Here is a 16,368-nt window from a genome sequence, read left to right on the forward strand (position 1 = left end):
AACTCAGACGGCTGCTATTCAATATCGAGTTTGCGTATCTCGGCCATTGTTAGTCTTGTTTTTTGTGTTTTTTGCACTCTGGTTGCTGCTTGAGTTCATCCAGCCATCTGCGGTGGTAGGAATGGATATTGCGGCTGGTGAAAAACTTGGTCAGCCAAGTCATGCCGCCGCGTTGGGTCGACTCAGTCAAGATAAGGCAGCCCTTGTCGGTGGGCTCCAGCAGCCAAGCATGGTACATGTCGACATCACCGCATTTGCCTTTCCAGGCGATCCGCTTATGGGGGAGATACTCTACCACCGTACAATCAAAGTGCAGTGTGCGGGCTTTCCAGCGAAAGATTGTGCCCTTGTGCAGCTCCACACCATCGCCATTGAGGATCTGAACCGAGGTTTGGGCTCGTCCCCATTGCGGCCAGCATGGGGCATGGATGAGACATGACCAGATGGTTTCGGCCTCGGCGGGAATGAGCGTTTCGTTTCTGACATGCAATTGCGCATTCTTTGGGTGGTAATATTCAGGCCAATGGATTTCCTTGCTGGTCGTCATTGTCAGCGCCTTTTACTGTAAGGTCTTTAAAGACTAATACGAATAGCGTGTTTGCACTAGTTGGCTGCCGCAATGGCCGCGAGCGAATCGTTATTCTCGGCGCAGGTATTTTCCCGGGGTCACACCAAATTGTTTTTTGAATATAGAAACAAACGCAGACACGGAGTCGTAACCACATTCTAGGGCGACGCGGGTGACGGCATGGCCCGACTCCAGCTTGTTCAAGGCTTCTAACAATCTCGCCCTCTGGCGCCACTGCTGGAAGGTCAGTCCGGTTTGCTGCTTGAATAGCCGGCTGACACTTCGTCCTGACAAACCAACGAGCTCGCCGAGCTGCTCGATGTCCCTTGGCTCTTCTGGATGCTGCTGGAGATGCTCAGCGAGCGTAGTAAGTCGCTTGTCGCTGGGCATGGTTAATTGGGTTGATGCGGGTGGCAGGCTGGCAATTTGGTCGATCAGCACCTGTGCCAATCGGCCATCTGCTCCGGCCCAATCATAATTGGCCGAAAGGGAGCAGAACTGGAGAGTCAGTTCACGGACCAAAGGTGTAATACTGCACACCCTAGGACTGCGCCACTCTATTTCGGCGAGCGAACTGGTCTCGATATACAGGCTGCGCATTTGCGCGGCGCCGTTGGAAATCACCTTGTGCTCGATTCCCTCGGGGATCCAAATCGCGAACTGTGGCGGAGCAACATATTGGCCTTGCCGGGTATGGACGATGAGCATGCCTTCAACGGCATAAGACCATTGCCCCCAGTCATGGCTATGCCAGTGGGTCTGGCTGCCCGACTGCTGCCAGTTTTCGACACGGGCATAGACCGGGCGGGGAAGTGCCGATAGCGAAGGTACTGGCCGGTACTGCCTCTGGGGTTTGATGCTTGTCTGCTTGCTCATGCCGAGCCTTCCATCTTGGTTGGCGAATAAAAATTTAGGTTGCTTTGTCCTGTTACCGATAAAAGTTATCTTATTTGCGATAGCAGGAAATCATGACCAGCGTATCCTATTACCGTACAGTTGCCAACCGATGGCATGTTGCCACATCAATCTCGCTGAGGTGGGGAAGGTTGAAGTTTGGTATGAAAGGTGAGTCAAGTGATTGAACAAGTAATAAATTACTTTAGAAAAGAATGGTTTCTAACGGGAATGCTGATTGCGGTGGCGCTCGCTGCAGTGATGCCCTCGGTCGGGCAGTCGGGTGGAGTACTCCATTTGGATAAAGTGACCGCCGTGGGGATTGCCGTTATCTTTTTCCTCCATGGTATTGGCCTGTCGCCGCAGGCGATCAGGGCGGGTATCACCAACTGGAAGCTGCATATCTTCGTTCAGAGCGCAACCTTTGTCGCTTACCCTCTGCTCTGGCTGATTTTCGGCAATATCTTCCATGCCTTGATGCCGGCGGCGCTGGCCTTTGGCTTTTGCTACCTGTTTGTCCTGCCGAGCACGATTTCTTCCTCGGTTGCCATGACCAGCGCCGCGAAAGGCAATGTCCCGGGGGCAATCTTCAACGCATCTTTGTCCAGTGTGCTGGGGGTATTGATCACGCCGTTATTGATCCAGTGGTTTATGGGGATGGATGGGGTCGAGATGGACGTTGTTGATACCGTGGTATCGATTTCGTCCATGCTGCTGCTGCCAATGATTGTCGGCCAGTTGCTGCGCCCGGTACTGCTTCGCTTCTTGGAAAAGCGCAAGGCAGTCATCAACAAAATCGACAAGTGGGTGATCCTGCTTATCGTTTTCAACGCCTTCAGCGATTCAGTCAAGGACGGTATCTGGACAGATTTTGCCTTTAGTACTTTGGCCATGACGCTGTTAGCAGCCACGTTAATCTTGTTGGTGGTGGTGCATAGCATGCAGTGGATTGCCCGCAAGGCCGGTTTTAGCCGGGAAGATGAAATTGCCGCTGTGTTTTGTGGTACCAAGAAAACCTTGGCAGCCGGGGTGCCGATGGCGAAAGTGATTTTTGGTGCCAACCCTATGCTGGGTATGATGCTGCTGCCGATTATGTTCTACCACCAAATCCAGATCTTCTACTGTGCCATTCTGGCTAATCGCTACGCCAAGGCCAGTGATGAAGTGCAGGCGGCTTCTCAACCAGCTAAAGTGAGATAATGGCTCGCACTGGCAATCCCCGGGAGTGTACCTGCCGGGGATTTTTCTAGTGAGCGGCTGCTCGGTGTTGCTGGAGCCATTTGGGGGCAAAGGTATTGATGGCCGTCGCCAGAGCGATGAGGCTAATTCCTGCCACCTTATTTATGCTGAGGGTTTCATCAAAAAAGCTCACTTGCCAAATGAGTGCAAACAACAAATTGGTGAAAATCAGAGGTGCCAACTGGGAGCCAGAGAAGGCCAGCTTATAGGCTTTGGCGCGAAACATTTGGGTACTGACTATGCTAATTGCCAGTGTTGCGAGTAGTACCATCAGCGTATTGCTGTCAAAAGGGTTGGAGGCAACCAGCAGGCTACCAGCGGAGAAAACCTTGATAGTGGCGACAGGGAGTATGATGAATGCTGCCAGCATAAAGCACCATCCATTAAGGGCCGCTGGTGGCAAATCCGATTTAGCTCCCTTGAACAAGGTTACTTGAGAGAGGGCATTGAACCCACCGGCAGCCAGGCCAACGAGCAGCTCAGGCCGTAATTCTATTCCTGCTGGATTTCCGGCCTGAAGCAGTACACCGCAAAATGTCATTGTCAGACACATTAAAGTGATACCCTGAATAGGCGTGCGATACATCAGTTTTTCTAACACTGGAATAAATAATGGCCCGGTACTGAATAGCACCACACTTTCAACCAAGGTCAAATTGTTCAACGTTGCCAGAAAACAGAGCTGGCTACCGACTACGCACAGAGCACGAATGATAATGGGACGGCTATTGTGTTTATTAGGAACAACCCAGCCGGATGCTTTAAGCATCAAGAGCATGATTGTAGCGGGAAGGAAGAATCTCAGGAAACCGAGCACTTCGATGCTGAAACTGTCAGTCAGTAATTTTCCCATTAGGCCATTGAGCGACAGACTCAAAGTAGAGATCAGCATGAAAAGAACAGGCCTGAGGTCTGTGGGCATGTGTTTGTTCTCCAATTCTAAATAAAAAGGGCAGTATTTTTTACTGGTAGGGCTGGTTTTGGCCATGAATGCCTTTGAGTACTGGAACTGCGCCAGGGCTTTATATGGTTTGATTTTAGGTTGCTTGTACGATGGAAAAAAGCGAGTAATACTGACTGAAATTGTTAGAAAAACTTACATATGAGAAAGCTGGTTCCCCTAAAATCAATTTATGCATTTGTCGCTGTCGCAGAAACCGGCAGTATGACGGAAGCTGCCGAGTTATTGAGTGTTAGTCATTCAGCCGTTAGCCAAGCGATAAAGGCTTTGGAAGCTCAGCTTGATGTAAGTTTGTTCCGTCGGGTCGGGCGGCGGGTAGAGCTCAACTCGGTGGGGCGCAAGTATTACCGCAAAGTCGCACCAGCCTTGGCTCAGATTGTCGAAGCCAGTGAGGCGATTGCCCGTAAGCCACAAGGTAATCGTATTACCTTGAATATGGTCAACTCCCTGGCGCTGCATTGGTGGATCCCCCGCGTTCCTGACTTCAACGTATACGCTCCGCATATTGATATCCGTATTTCCAACATCATCCATGCCTTTGACTTGGAGAGGGAGGGGGTTGATGTGGCTTTGCTCCACGGCACGACCGATGAGTGGCAGGACTATTACTGTGAAAAGCTGGGTGACGATGAACTCATTATGGTGTGCAGCCCGCACCTGTTGGAAGGAAACCAACAGGCAACGCCCCAACAGCTATTGGCGGAATACCCGGCTATTTTTGCGACCAATCCACGTCGGCAAAATGACTGGCAAGTGTGGTGTGAACACCATCAGTTAGTGGTGCCAAGCCAACAGAAAAACTTAACCTTTAGCGCTTCGGTGCAAGCGGTACAGGCAACAATAAGAAGGTTAGGGGTCTTGATCACCCACAAACAGTTCGTGCGGGATGACATCAAGCACAATATGCTGGTACAGGTTGGCGAACCGGTATTGAACCCTCATCAGGAATTCTATTTTGTCTGTTTGCCGGAAAAGCTCAGAGAAGAGAGTGTGCTTACTTTGAGAAACTGGTTTCGAACGCAATTTGGGGCGGCCTAACAGTGAATAGCAACTAACGCGTTACGATTAGTAGGAGAAAAATATTCCACTTTTCAAACAATTTGCAGAGAACAAAGAAAACAAATTCTCCTGGTTGCTGGGTATATTTCTATCCAAGATGAGGGCTTAGTGAAGACGCCACTGATGTTTACTAAGTCCAGTACCGCAAAAAGGAAAATACGATGACTCAAACAATCAATACCGTGAATGCCCCAGCGGCTGTTGGCCCATATGTACAAGGTAAGCACTTCGGCAATATGCTGATCACCTCGGGCCAACTTCCTTTGAATCCAGAAACAAACACCATGCCAGAAGATGTAGCAGCACAGGCTAAACAGTCACTGGCCAATGTGGAAGCCATTGTGAATGAAGCCGGAATGACTAAAGCAGATATCGTGAAGGCGACTGTGTTTGTCAAGGATTTGAACGATTTTGCAACGGTCAATGAAGTTTACGCGGCATTTTTTGGTGAAAACTGCCCAGCCCGTAGTTGTGTGGAAGTGGCTCGCCTGCCACTTGATGCGAAAGTAGAAATTGAAGTGATCGCTGTGAAGGGGTAATCCTCTTATGTAGCGCCAACTTGCATTGAAACGCCCACCGATTGGTGGGCGTTTGTTTGAGCTGAGACTGAAAATTAAATCTGCTTCCAAGGATCACCTTGGGTCGGCTCGTTGCCCTGTGACCACCATTTCGCTTCATAGTTAGCGCCTTTGTAGCTGACTTTGTCGCCGGTCAGATAGACTTTGGTGACATCCCAGGCAGGGAAGTCGCCATCGACAGGTGGCTCCGGCGGATCAACGGGGTCCAGTTGATCTACAATCTTCACTGCTGGCCAGTTAGCGTGTGACTCATAGAAGTTGGAGACGCACAGTTCGTAGTCCCCTTCAACCAAAGCAGAGTAAGCCGTCTGGTAGCCTACCAGCTTACACTCGAACGATACGCCACCAGGGCGGTCGGCATGATAAGTCCAGTCACCGTCCCAGTTGGTATAAAGGACATCGGTTGCTCCTTGAAGGTTCAAGCTGGCATACGGAGTTTGTTGCCAGCAGGTGTTTTTCTCATCGGCGGGGACTTCGATTTGATAGTGGTTGGATAGCCCTTCCCAGTAACGGATGCGGTTTACCGGCTGCCCCTTATCAGCATTATGCTCGCCACATTCTATTCCGCCATTGATGATGTTGATGGTGGTACCAAATCCATAGCCGATGCCAGCATCGATCTCGCGCTGCGAAGGCACCCATGTCCGGTCGATCACATGGAGCATGGCAGGCTTAGGGGCCTGGGGCGTCATGAAGAACCAGATGGCAGAAGCCAAGTTAAGCCAGGAGTCTGCGACGAGGCCGGGGTTATTGAGTAGTACGGTCGCATCGCCGTCGAACATGACTTCAGAGAAGGCACCATAGTTGAAGTGATAGGACAACTGCTTGGCACCGCGGCCAAAGTAACCTTGGTTCTCGGCGCATGGCCATTTTTTATTTTGCCAGTCATTCTGGCCACAGCCGGTGGTATAGCCTGGTTGCCCTTCCGACCATCCCATTTCGCGGACATGCACGAGTGCTTGCTGCCATTCTTCCAGCCCGAGCGGGTTATCCCAGGTATTATCGACGGCGATATGCCCGCCGGTCTCCTGAGCAAAGTGGGCGAATGCCGTTATGATGGACTTCTTGCAGATGGCGTCGGCGTCGCGCCCGTCGGTGTAATCACCACAGAATGCTGGAAATTTACCGATAGCTCGAAGGAATCGGGTATAGGTGTATTCTGGGGCAGCCATCTGGGTGAGGTAGTGCCACTCAGTTTCCGGAAAAACTTTCTCGGCGCGGATCACGTTGGCCGGGTTCGAAGCCAAGCCCGGTAGGATGGCCTCCACCTTGTCATTGGGCAGGGTAGTCAGAGCCTTGGCCCAGATGTCATACATGGGATCAGCCGTTTTAGCTTGCTCTGCGGCCAGTACATCGGCACGCAAGACAAGATAGCCTCCTGGGGTATTCGGATCTGGCTCGATAGTCATAGCAAAGCTGCTGGCGGTCATCGCGCAGCCTATCAGGGCAACGAGAGTGTTCTTTTTCAACATGTCATTATTCCTTTAATTCAGAATTAAGTCTCTGTATTGTGCTATTCCATGCTGGACCTGCGTGACTTCTGATGTTGACAGTGTCGCTCAAAATGACTCAGGGTGTGCATGAGCGTCATAGGTATGATGAGCCCTATTTGCGAGCACAATGTATTTGAAACCCACTAACTATAAAGTGATTGGGGATGATGAGTTAGGCCTGCTGGGATAGTCTGATTAACTTCATTTACGTTCAGTTTCCAGCTTAAAAAACCGAGTATTTGATTTCTTGCGAGGTTATTTACTAATAACTGGCTTTGATTTCTGCTGAAGTAGGGGATTGTCTGGCTGTGTTACAGGCAAGCATTTTTACATTGTGCGAGTCACTTCGGTTTGTTCTTGTTGGGTGGAGGAGGAGTGCTGGCATTTTTGGAAGCTGTGTCGTGATGGGGCGGTGTGAAAAGAGCCCACAAGGCGAGTAGCGATTGTGGGCTTGTTGTCACGGGTTATATCAGATGAAGGCCAGGATAGGCGAGATACACAGTAGGATGCCCGTTGCGATGATCATGTATGTCGCAGCCCCCTTATACTTATGCAGTGAGGGTACTTTGTACACAAGGTATGCTGGGATCAAGCATCCAACCAAGCCGAATACGGGGCTACAGATGGAAGTGAAAGACAGAATGGGGGCATTCAGGGCAATCGCAGACCATGCTAGCAGGATAATGAAGGTGATGACGCCTTTGTTTACCCATTCCTTGTTGATCTCTTCTTCCTTGTACTTGCGAAGCAAGAGGTTCATTGCCAAACCTTTACACGCTTCGCGGAAAGCAAGAAACACCCCGAAGAATGATGTGACAACAGCAAAGATGTTTATCACGATACCTGCCACTGTCGCCCAGCTGCCTGAATAGTAATGAGCGATAATAGCAAGTGCAGACACGTTCTTGTTCATCGCATCCATGGCTTGCTCTTGGCTGATGGCGAAGGTAAACGAGATAGCGAAGAAGAATACAATCACGAACAGAATGCTGAAGGCGACCTTCATGGCGCGGGTGGCTTTGTAGCGCGCTACTTCAATTGATTTCTCATGAGAGCGGTATGAAATCACCATTGGGCTCAGTGACTGGATAAACAGGATTGAGGTCAGGGTAAACGGCAATGTAATGATGGCATCTTTGAACATTGGCAGGAACTCGCCAACGGCGGGGATATTGCTGAAATCCCAACGAGCGACCAGTAGCAATCCCATCACGGCAACCAGCGATAGTACGGTGACAGCCATGAAGCCGGACAGTTTAAACAGCAGCTTCTCACCTTTGCTGCCAATGAACGACAGCACGCAGATCAAGCCCAGACCGTAGAAGACATTTTCATTCAGGTAGCCTTCTGTTATTCCGAAAGAGTGGAGGTAGGAAGAGCTGTCGTTAGTAACGGCCAGCGAATAGACCAGTACCCAAATCACCAACATGATGAAGTAGAGTACACCGAGGGCGATGCCCCAGTTCTTTCCTAGGTAGCCGGAAATGATTGCCGGGTAATCGGTACATTCTTTTGATTCAGCCAGGGTATTGATAAAGAGTTTTTGGAACAAGTACATGGCAGGATAGCCAATGACAGAAGAGAGGAGAAATACCCAAATGCCCATGATACCGACTTGGACGGGCAAGAATACGATACCTGCCCCGATGGCCATGCCGATACTCATGACGACCCACCCGATATCCACACTGTCGAATTTGATGGCTTGCTTCCACTCCGATTCGGTCATACCTGCTTTTATATGCGCAGGGAGATGTTCGGCGGCACCGGTAAGGGTTTCTGTTTGCGTGTTCATAGCTACTCCATGTAGGGTTATTATTATTACTGCACGGGCTAAGTGATTGATGTAATGGAACTCAAGATTGAAGTGCAGCATCAACCATTTAATCAGCCCATGTTAGTTGAAACTTTTGTGCAGGCATAATAGTGCTAGCTTGTGGAGAAAAACATTCTCACTTTTTGCCAAAATTAAGAAAAACGAGCATCTTTTTTTCTTAATTTGAAGAATGCAGAAATGAATTTTCGGGCTTTGACTTTTGTCATGCAAAGTGTCAATAAAGCTAGGCACACTTCAAAAAAAGAATAAAAAAGTCAGTGATTTCATTGGAATTGCTTTTCCATAAAACGTGCCTGAGTTCACGTTCTTCAACATTCTTTATCAGGCTGTCAATAAGGCCACCAGGGATTGTCCTCGATTACTATGAAGCGGGAGGCTATCGATGGCCTCTTTGAGGCGAATAGTAGCTTGCTGCTCCGGCTGCTTGAGTCAGTTTTACAGTGAATGGATTCTCGTTGGGTATTGACGTAGTTTTTGCTTGGTGTGGGAACTTTCCCAAACGTTAACGCCGAATGTGATCTACACGAGTTTTTGGCAACGAAAACCTGCGTAACAAGAGCAATAGCCAAAGCGCTAGGGAATAATATCGGCTTCTATTTTAGCCGGCATTGCCGGATTGATGAGGTGCAGATCCAATCATGGCGTTAACAGAAAAACAGAAGATGATCTCTGGTGAGATGTACCAAGCGTGGGATGAAGAGCTTGTCGCAGACCGCCAAAAAGCAAAGAAGCTTTGCTTCGCGCTGAACCAAACATGCCCTACAGATAAAGACGCTCGCCAGGCGTTAATTAATGAGCTGTTGGGCAAGGAGACCGATGCATGGATAGAGTCGCCGTTTAACTGTGACTATGGCTACAACCTCAAAGTGGGGAAGGGCTTTTATGCCAACCATGGGTGTACCATTTTGGACTGCGCGCCGATTAACATTGGTGACAACTGCTTGTTGGCGCCTGGGGTGGTGATTGCGACGGCTGGTCACCCGCTTGACCCGGTCGAGCGAGCTTCTGGCGAGGAGTTTGCCAAGGCGATCACTATCGGTAGTGATGTATGGATTGGGGCCAATGTGACCGTTTGTCCGGGCGTTACCATTGGCGATAACGTGGTTGTCGGTGCCGGGAGTGTGGTAACGAAAGATCTGCCTGCGAATACCGTATGTGTCGGCTCACCGGCAAAGCCGATTCGTACCCTAGCTATCAACGACAAAAAAGCAGAGCTGATTGAGTGATGAAGGCGTGAGTGCGTTCCGCTGTCCGGTGTTGAACACCATGATTAGTACATGAGTTCAATGAGCGGACAGTGGAGCCATTCTGAGATACCAACAGCCAGTGTTGGAAACGTAATCAGCATGCCTGCTATGGACCACACCAGTTTCCGAGTGTTCATACTCATTCCCTAAGATAGTATTCATTAACTAATTAATTGTAATTAATCGACGCAAAAAGTCCTGCACTTTGACAATGATTTACTTTCGGAATCTCTTGCCCTATGACCAAATCCAGACAGATAAGTATGGGAGTAGCTTAGGGAGAAAAGGCAAACAGAAAAACAAAGGAGCTTTGCAGCTCCTTTGTGTATGCAAGGTTAACGTCCCCTTAGTCTGGCTTGGTCAGGATAAATTGCTCATCACTGCTGACCACGATATTGTGCTTGAGGAAGTTCTTGCCCAAAATCATGCTGTACTCGAACCGGCTTCGGTCGCGCAGGTTAACCTTGATTTCTTTTTCCATTCCATCCAAATTCACCGTCATATTCACAACATAACGCGTGCTTGGTTTTTCTCCGGCACGGGCTTTAATCCGCATGGTTTTCACGACTTCACGCGTATAGGTCTTCTGGTCACCTTGGTGGTTACTGTAGGTGAAGGTGACCATCTCCTTGCCATTTTCTTCGAAGGTTTTGATGTCGGTGGCATGCATGGAGCTAACATCTGCGCCAGTATCCAGTTTGACCGGGAACTGCATATTGTCCATCTTCAGTTGCTCGATATAACCGGCCTGGCTAGGCGCATGCTTGTCGAGAAGCTGGGTGGTGCGGGTATTGACTAACAAAGCGCCTGGGATCAAATCCGGGCTGATCTCTAGCTTACTGTACGTGCTATCGTCTTGCTCTTGAGTTTCCAGGGCAATGTCACGCAGCAGCAGTGAGGATGGCAGTGAAATTTCAGTCCCGACTATCGGCCGGACTTGATCACCTACCCGTACTTTTCTCTTAAGCGGCTTGTCCAGTTGGTGAGTTTTGCCATTGGTGTCCTTGATGGTGTACTGGATCATCCGACCATACTCGGAGCGACTTTCGTCAATCTGCGAGACTTTCAGCAGTGGCGTCTTGATAAGGTCTGAAGGACCGGCGTTGATACTCACCCCGTCGATGTTGATGGTTTCCTCTCCGCTGATCATCAATATTGAATCATCTTTGGCGACCGATGAGATAGGAGCCAGGTCCGACTTACCGAGATAGCTAGCCCCTAAATTGACCACGAAATACTGATTAAGCGCCTCAGTCCCCAAGCGTAACTGGCTCTGGTTCTTCGAGCGATCTTTCAGATAGACCTGAATATATTGCTCTACGTTCCCCACTTTGACCGGCAAATAGACCATTGGTCTTTGTACATTGCTAAAGCGAAGCATGCGGCTAAGCGGCAGGGTCATCGCCTGGCGGGATTTATCTCGACCTTCAAGAGTGAAGCTTACAGCCTTTTTCTTTTCATCAACCTTAATATCCAGGGCGTGTAAAATACTGTACCGGTTTTCGAAGGTGGTGCTGACATCCAGCGGTACGTTGCCTATGGTTGCTCTTTCCTTACGGCCGATAATGTGGGCGTCAGGTTGCGCTTGAAGATAATTGAATCCGGCATCGACCCAAGCGGTATCACGCAGGAACGTCTTGCCGATCAGGATAGGGTAGGAAAACTTGTCACGGTTTGTCAGGTTGACTTCGGTGCGGACTGTTTGCCCCGCGATGGTCAGGTCGAGCTCAACCACCGGACGGGCCAAATGACCATCGCCTCGGCTTTTTATCATAGCTAAGCGGAATAGCGGTTTTTCAAGCCGGATCAACTCCCCGCTATAAGGGTGCCGGATGTCAAAGCTAACCATGATGTTGGTTTTATCTTCCCTATCGCGTAGCAGGGTAGTGCCGAGCGCATCGTACTCAACGGCAATAGCATCGAGCAGCTCGTCGCCTTTTAATCCTTTGAAAATCGGTTCATTGGTGGTAATGACAATGTTCTCGGCATGGATAGAGGTTGAATCCGCACCGGTATCGATCTTGGCCGGAATACCAATGTCGTTGAGTGAAGCAATAGCAGGAAAATACACAAGCTCGGTGCGGCCTAAAACCACTTTATTGTCAATTTTGGAACGGCTCTCGACAATGTTTTCATACTGGGTGTTTTGCGCTACGGCGGGGGAGGCGGTAAAGGCTGCCAAGCACAGTGTGGTCAACAGTCGTAGGGAAGTCATAGGTTTCCTGTATTTAATTAGCGAAGGGGAGTTACTAACTGCAAGTGTACTGTTTAACAGTGATCACTAAGGGGGTTATTGACACTAATTCAGCTAAGATTCAGAAATCCTGACAGGAAATTTGCAAAATACAGGTGGAAAAAAGTTTTTAAATCAGTTTGATGCACAGCTGTCCCTGTGTGACCAAGTGCCGCACAGGGACTCACTATCACCCGAGTTACGGCAAATTCGCCACGCTATCTGCTAATTGGATCAGCCTGTCGAGAATGCGCTCACCGTCGGCACGCAGGCCGTTATGCTCATACTCGTTGGTGATCCACGCTTTGCTGTTAGGGATCTCTTTAAGCGTTTCCAGCGAGTACTGCATCTCGACATACATATCCTCGGCATAGACCGCGCAGGCGACCGGTACAGTGTTGTTTGCCAGTGCTTTCACATCATATAAATCATTCCAGTCAGTCCGTTCGGCAAGCAAGTTGGCAGCATCCTGCAGTGGCTGCAGGCATTTGAATTGCTCAAACATCCACGGATAGACCATCTCTCCGGTAAAGTAGAAGGTCTCGCCTTTGTGGTAATTAAATTGTGGGAAGCTATCGCGTACCCTGTGTGCCGACCAATTAGAAGCTGTGTGCTGGCAGTAAATGGATTCATGCAAAATCGCATAGATAGGGTTGGTTTGGTAGCTTTGCTCGGCCAGCATAGCGTTGAGGAAGCCATAGCTGAGGGTTTCCTTGCCGTTAGCCTCGACAAAGGCTTCTTCGAGTAGGTAGTACATAGGCACATTGGCACTACTGCGGCCAAGGTTGATCCCTATCATCTGGAACTGCTCGACAGTAAAGCGCTGACCGTTAGGCAAGCGAACGTCGTTATCCAGCAGGTGATCGGCAATCTTTTGGCATTGTGCCTGAGCAGACGGGAACTGGACAAAGAAGGCAACGTTCTTGTCTTGTACCCGTTGATAGGTCGCCTGGTAAACCTCATCGGCGTGGCGGATCAGCGAAGGGACACCGCCGGTAATATAGGCGCGGCTTAAACTCTGCGGGAAGAAAGAGAGGTATGTCAGCGAGCAAAAGCCACCGAAGCTTTGGCCTAGCGTTGCCCATTGCTTTACTCCAAGTTTTACCCTGATGGTTTCTGCATCACGGACAATATTGTCAGCGCGGAAAAGACTCAGGTAGTCAGCTTGCTCGGAAGCTGACAGGTGTGCCAGTGTTTGATGGCTGATCACTGTGCTGTTGCCGGTACCGCGTTGGTCCAGCAGTAGAACGCGATACTGTTTTAGCGCCCGCTTGAGCCAACCAGAGCGGCAGTCTGGGCGAGGTGAAGCAAATCCTGGCCCCCCCTGGAAATAAACTAACCATGGAAGAGCATCGTCTTGACGGCCAAGGTCGACAACTTCACGGGCAAAGACCGAGATCGTCTGAGCATTCGGTTGGCTGTAATCAAGCGGGACTTCGAAGGTATGCTGACGGTAGAGAACATCACCATCAATGAAAGAGGTTTGCACAGGTAGCTCCTTTACTGGCGAAAACAGACTGATAAAGCAAAAGCTTATCCTAACACCAATCCTAATACCTTTTCATCTTGCCAGACTCTCAGGCGGAGCTAGGGAGCGTTGACCGGACGGACAATCTGTTCAAATAATCGAGGCTGGTCGAAATGGCGAATGCCGATAAAGGCAATGGCATGGTGGCCCAGCTGGCGTGTCGCCCCCGCAGATGGAATGCCGAATGGCCAGAGATAGGTACTCTCTAGGCGCTCGCTGCTAGGCAGTAATCCCCGATGATCGAAGAGGCTAATCGTATTCTGCTTGTTGGTGGGCAGTTGGCGTAATTGATCATAGTCGATAGGCGTGAGAGCTTGGGTTTGAGCTCCCGTGGCTGGGTCTTGCTCATGCCAATCCAGCTGCTTGATCATATGCTCGCCATGTGACAGGGTCACCGACCATGACGGTGGCATTGCGTCATATGAAGCAACGATGCGCTCAAACAGCAAAGGTGTTTCGATATCGGGGGGGGCATTGGCAAAAGTGAAATTTTCGCTCAGGTTGAAAACCATGTGGTAGCAACCGCAGTGGTGGATTGAATCTAACAGCAGGGGCCGGCCACGGTGATCGAGAGTGAGCCTTAGCAATACCCCGTCAAATTGTCCGGCGTAGGGATCAAGCAATGAGGTCGGTGTGCGGCTGGTAAACCAAAGGCTGTAGTTTAGCTGGAGGTATGTCTTGCCATACAGCCGGGTATAGCTGTGGTGCAGGTAGATGGCCGGCTGTGAGGTATCGACTGCTGGCTTTTGCTCCAGTGGCAAATAGCGTACGGTTCCCGGGATATTATCCTCGGGCCGAAAGGCTCTGTCCGAGCTTTTCTCCACGGCAATCAAGGGGGCGTAGTACACATGCAGCTGTGAAATCTGGCTGTCGCTCAGCATGGGCCAGTCCAACGTGGAATCAGAAAGGGCACGGCTGAACCATGCTTCTATTTGTGTTTGGTTTATGGTGGTGTTTGCCCTCGGAGTTTGGGTATTTGTCGTGCGGGCTAGCAGGTTTGTTTCGGTCGGCCTCTGCGCTAACCGGTATTGAACGGCGAGCTTGCTCTGTTCTGGCGCGTGGAATCCGAGCAAGATCCTCTTCTTCTCTTTGTCGATGGCTGACTGGGCGAGCTGGCTACTGATCGGGTAGAGACCAAACACGCGGAGCCATGGCTCGTAGCTATCAGCGATGGTGATCTCTTGCTGGACAATTGTCGACCAGACTTGGTCATTGTGTTTTGCTTCTTCGGTGAGCTTGCTTGCGCAGTGATCCAGTACGGGGAGCTCGAAGTGGTTAACAACCAGGTTGTTGAACTCGGCCTGGCGCTGGCGGGCGGCAAGTTGTGCCGTATAGTCGAGCCACTGGCTGCGGTCTTTAACGGTGACGAGTCCCGCTAGTTGCGATTGGCTAAAGCGGTCAAAGGCGAGGTAGGGAAATGCCTGATGGCTAACAACTTGTACGTCGGAGACTTGTTGCCGCCTCACCTCTTTTTTGAATGTGGATAAGTGGCTGAGGCAATTTTGCAGACTATGAGAATAAATGGCAGGGTCGGTTGTCGCGCACGCGCCCATGACGACCGCCAATGTGACAACAATGAGTATGCGCATAGCCACCTAAATTCGACTTAGTCTGGTTTTGTTAAAGTCTTAAATTATAGATGCTTCATTGAATTGGTGGTGGGTTAAAGCGGGAGCGCTTCGCTCCTGCTTTATATGTGCTCGGCGTCGGTCGCTAACGCGGAGCGACAATTAGCCCAACTGTTCGATAACGTAGTCAAGCGCTCCTGTGATGGCGGCGACTTGGGCGTCATTACACTGCGCTGGTGTTGCACGGTCACTGTCTGGGTAGACTTCCGTTGTGGTGCCATAGGTACAGTCAGTCATACCGTTACATAGGCTCAGAGCCTTGAGCGGGTAGTTGATCACGCCTTCTTGCTGGACTGGGCTGCCAATGATGTTGCCATCGGCGTCCGGTGGCGCGATATGGGTCACCTTGCGCACCGAATCAATGATCGCCTTCTGGAAGGCCGGCTGCGGGTTTTCCGTATCGCCTACGGTGTAGAAACCATCGGGTACCCCGTCCTCAATATACAGGTTGCCGTCGCGCGCTTCGCGGGCAGGGCGGAACTCCAACTCATCGGTATCTGTGGTTTCATGCAGGTCAATGTGCACCAATACTTCACCGTCAAGGCTCGCAACCATTTTCATCAGGTTGGCTGCTTCTTCGGAAGGGCTGTCAGCGAAGAAGGAGCGGTTTGGATCGACTGTGTTCGGGTTCCAGCGGTTGATCACTTCATAGCCCCATGGACTCACGCAAGGGGCAATCACAATATTGAAGCGGTCACTGTATTGCGCAGCTTTGGTTGCAGCGAACTGCAGCGCACCGTGTACCCCACTGGTTTCGTAACCATGCACGCCACCGGTTACCAGCACAACTGGTTTGCTGCTATCCCAGTTGCGGGTTTTGATGGCTAAGAGCGGGTATTTATCGACGTCGTAGCTTAGTGCGCCGTACTGGAAGAGGTCGAAGTCTGTTTCAAGCGCCTGGATTTTAGAGACGACTTCTTGCTGGTACGAGCGCTTGATGGTTGTTTGTGCCAGCCATTGTGCTTTTTCTTCATCGCCCCATGGCTTGCCCGGAGTCCCGATCGGATAGTTGTGTTCGCGTTTCATTAGATTGTCTTTTGTTGTGTGTATTTGTCTTTGTTCAAACAGAGTAATTGACTGTGTATGCCGACGCAATCGTATTC

At 50.3% G+C, this 16,368-nt stretch carries 12 protein-coding genes and 1 pseudogene; 4 read left to right on the forward strand and 9 right to left on the reverse strand.

From position 1 onward, the window contains the following. Window positions 1–49 precede the first annotated feature (49 nt). A complete protein-coding gene (locus C9J03_RS08840) occupies window positions 50–547 on the reverse strand; it encodes an SRPBCC domain-containing protein (protein WP_044620713.1) in 498 nt (165 codons plus the stop codon). A gap of 90 nt (window positions 548–637) precedes the next feature. Continuing rightward, window positions 638–1,444, reverse strand: coding sequence for an AraC family transcriptional regulator (locus C9J03_RS08845; RefSeq protein ID WP_044620714.1), 807 nt, complete (start codon window positions 1,442–1,444; stop codon window positions 638–640). Between the two features lie 198 nt (window positions 1,445–1,642). Here C9J03_RS08845 and C9J03_RS08850 point away from each other — a divergent pair, with 198 nt between their 5' ends. Then, window positions 1,643–2,662: a bile acid:sodium symporter family protein gene (locus C9J03_RS08850; RefSeq protein WP_082060440.1), complete on the forward strand. Its 1,020-nt coding sequence runs from the start codon at window positions 1,643–1,645 to the stop codon at window positions 2,660–2,662. 46 nt (window positions 2,663–2,708) lie between these two features. Here C9J03_RS08850 and C9J03_RS08855 read toward each other — a convergent pair whose 3' ends face one another. Further along, window positions 2,709–3,623 (reverse strand): DMT family transporter, encoded by a 915-nt coding sequence (locus C9J03_RS08855; RefSeq protein ID WP_044621834.1) that lies wholly within the window; start codon window positions 3,621–3,623, stop codon window positions 2,709–2,711. A gap of 180 nt (window positions 3,624–3,803) precedes the next feature. Here C9J03_RS08855 and C9J03_RS08860 point away from each other — a divergent pair, with 180 nt between their 5' ends. Together C9J03_RS08860 and C9J03_RS08865 are read left to right on the forward strand one after the other, a co-directional pair. Beyond that, complete coding sequence (locus tag C9J03_RS08860) at window positions 3,804–4,700, forward strand: LysR substrate-binding domain-containing protein (protein WP_044620716.1); 897 nt, start codon at window positions 3,804–3,806, stop codon at window positions 4,698–4,700. Window positions 4,701–4,882: 182 nt separating this feature from the next. Then, on the forward strand, window positions 4,883–5,260 hold the full coding sequence (locus C9J03_RS08865) for a RidA family protein (protein WP_044620717.1): 378 nt from the start codon (window positions 4,883–4,885) through the stop codon (window positions 5,258–5,260). A 77-nt stretch (window positions 5,261–5,337) separates the two neighbouring features. Here the strand turns inward: C9J03_RS08865 and C9J03_RS08870 are convergent. Both C9J03_RS08870 and C9J03_RS08875 read right to left on the reverse strand, forming a co-directional pair. Further along, window positions 5,338–6,771, reverse strand: a pseudogene (locus C9J03_RS08870) (chitinase); the annotation flags it as partial. 490 nt (window positions 6,772–7,261) lie between these two features. Then, window positions 7,262–8,587, reverse strand: a complete 1,326-nt coding sequence (locus C9J03_RS08875; RefSeq protein ID WP_044620718.1) for an SLC5/6 family protein — start codon at window positions 8,585–8,587, stop codon at window positions 7,262–7,264. A gap of 680 nt (window positions 8,588–9,267) precedes the next feature. Here C9J03_RS08875 and C9J03_RS08880 point away from each other — a divergent pair. Next, a complete protein-coding gene (locus tag C9J03_RS08880) occupies window positions 9,268–9,855 on the forward strand; it encodes a sugar O-acetyltransferase (RefSeq protein ID WP_044620719.1) in 588 nt (195 codons plus the stop codon). A 367-nt stretch (window positions 9,856–10,222) separates the two neighbouring features. On the opposite strand, the gene C9J03_RS08885 is transcribed toward C9J03_RS08880, so the two are convergent. The 4 genes from C9J03_RS08885 to C9J03_RS08900 all read right to left on the reverse strand — a co-directional run bounded on the left by C9J03_RS08885 (window position 10,223) and on the right by C9J03_RS08900 (window position 16,291). After that, window positions 10,223–12,091: an ATP-dependent zinc protease family protein gene (locus C9J03_RS08885; protein WP_044620720.1), complete on the reverse strand. Its 1,869-nt coding sequence runs from the start codon at window positions 12,089–12,091 to the stop codon at window positions 10,223–10,225. Window positions 12,092–12,308: 217 nt separating this feature from the next. Further along, window positions 12,309–13,598, reverse strand: a complete 1,290-nt coding sequence (locus tag C9J03_RS08890; RefSeq protein WP_044620721.1) for an alpha/beta fold hydrolase — start codon at window positions 13,596–13,598, stop codon at window positions 12,309–12,311. 98 nt (window positions 13,599–13,696) lie between these two features. Further along, window positions 13,697–15,226 (reverse strand): hypothetical protein, encoded by a 1,530-nt coding sequence (locus tag C9J03_RS08895; protein WP_044620722.1) that lies wholly within the window; start codon window positions 15,224–15,226, stop codon window positions 13,697–13,699. A 141-nt stretch (window positions 15,227–15,367) separates the two neighbouring features. Next, window positions 15,368–16,291, reverse strand: a complete 924-nt coding sequence (locus tag C9J03_RS08900) for a M14 family metallopeptidase (RefSeq protein ID WP_044620723.1) — start codon at window positions 16,289–16,291, stop codon at window positions 15,368–15,370. Window positions 16,292–16,368 lie beyond the last annotated feature (77 nt).

Source organism: Photobacterium gaetbulicola (assembly GCF_003025515.1).
Taxonomy (GTDB): Bacteria; Pseudomonadota; Gammaproteobacteria; order Enterobacterales; family Vibrionaceae; genus Photobacterium; species Photobacterium gaetbulicola.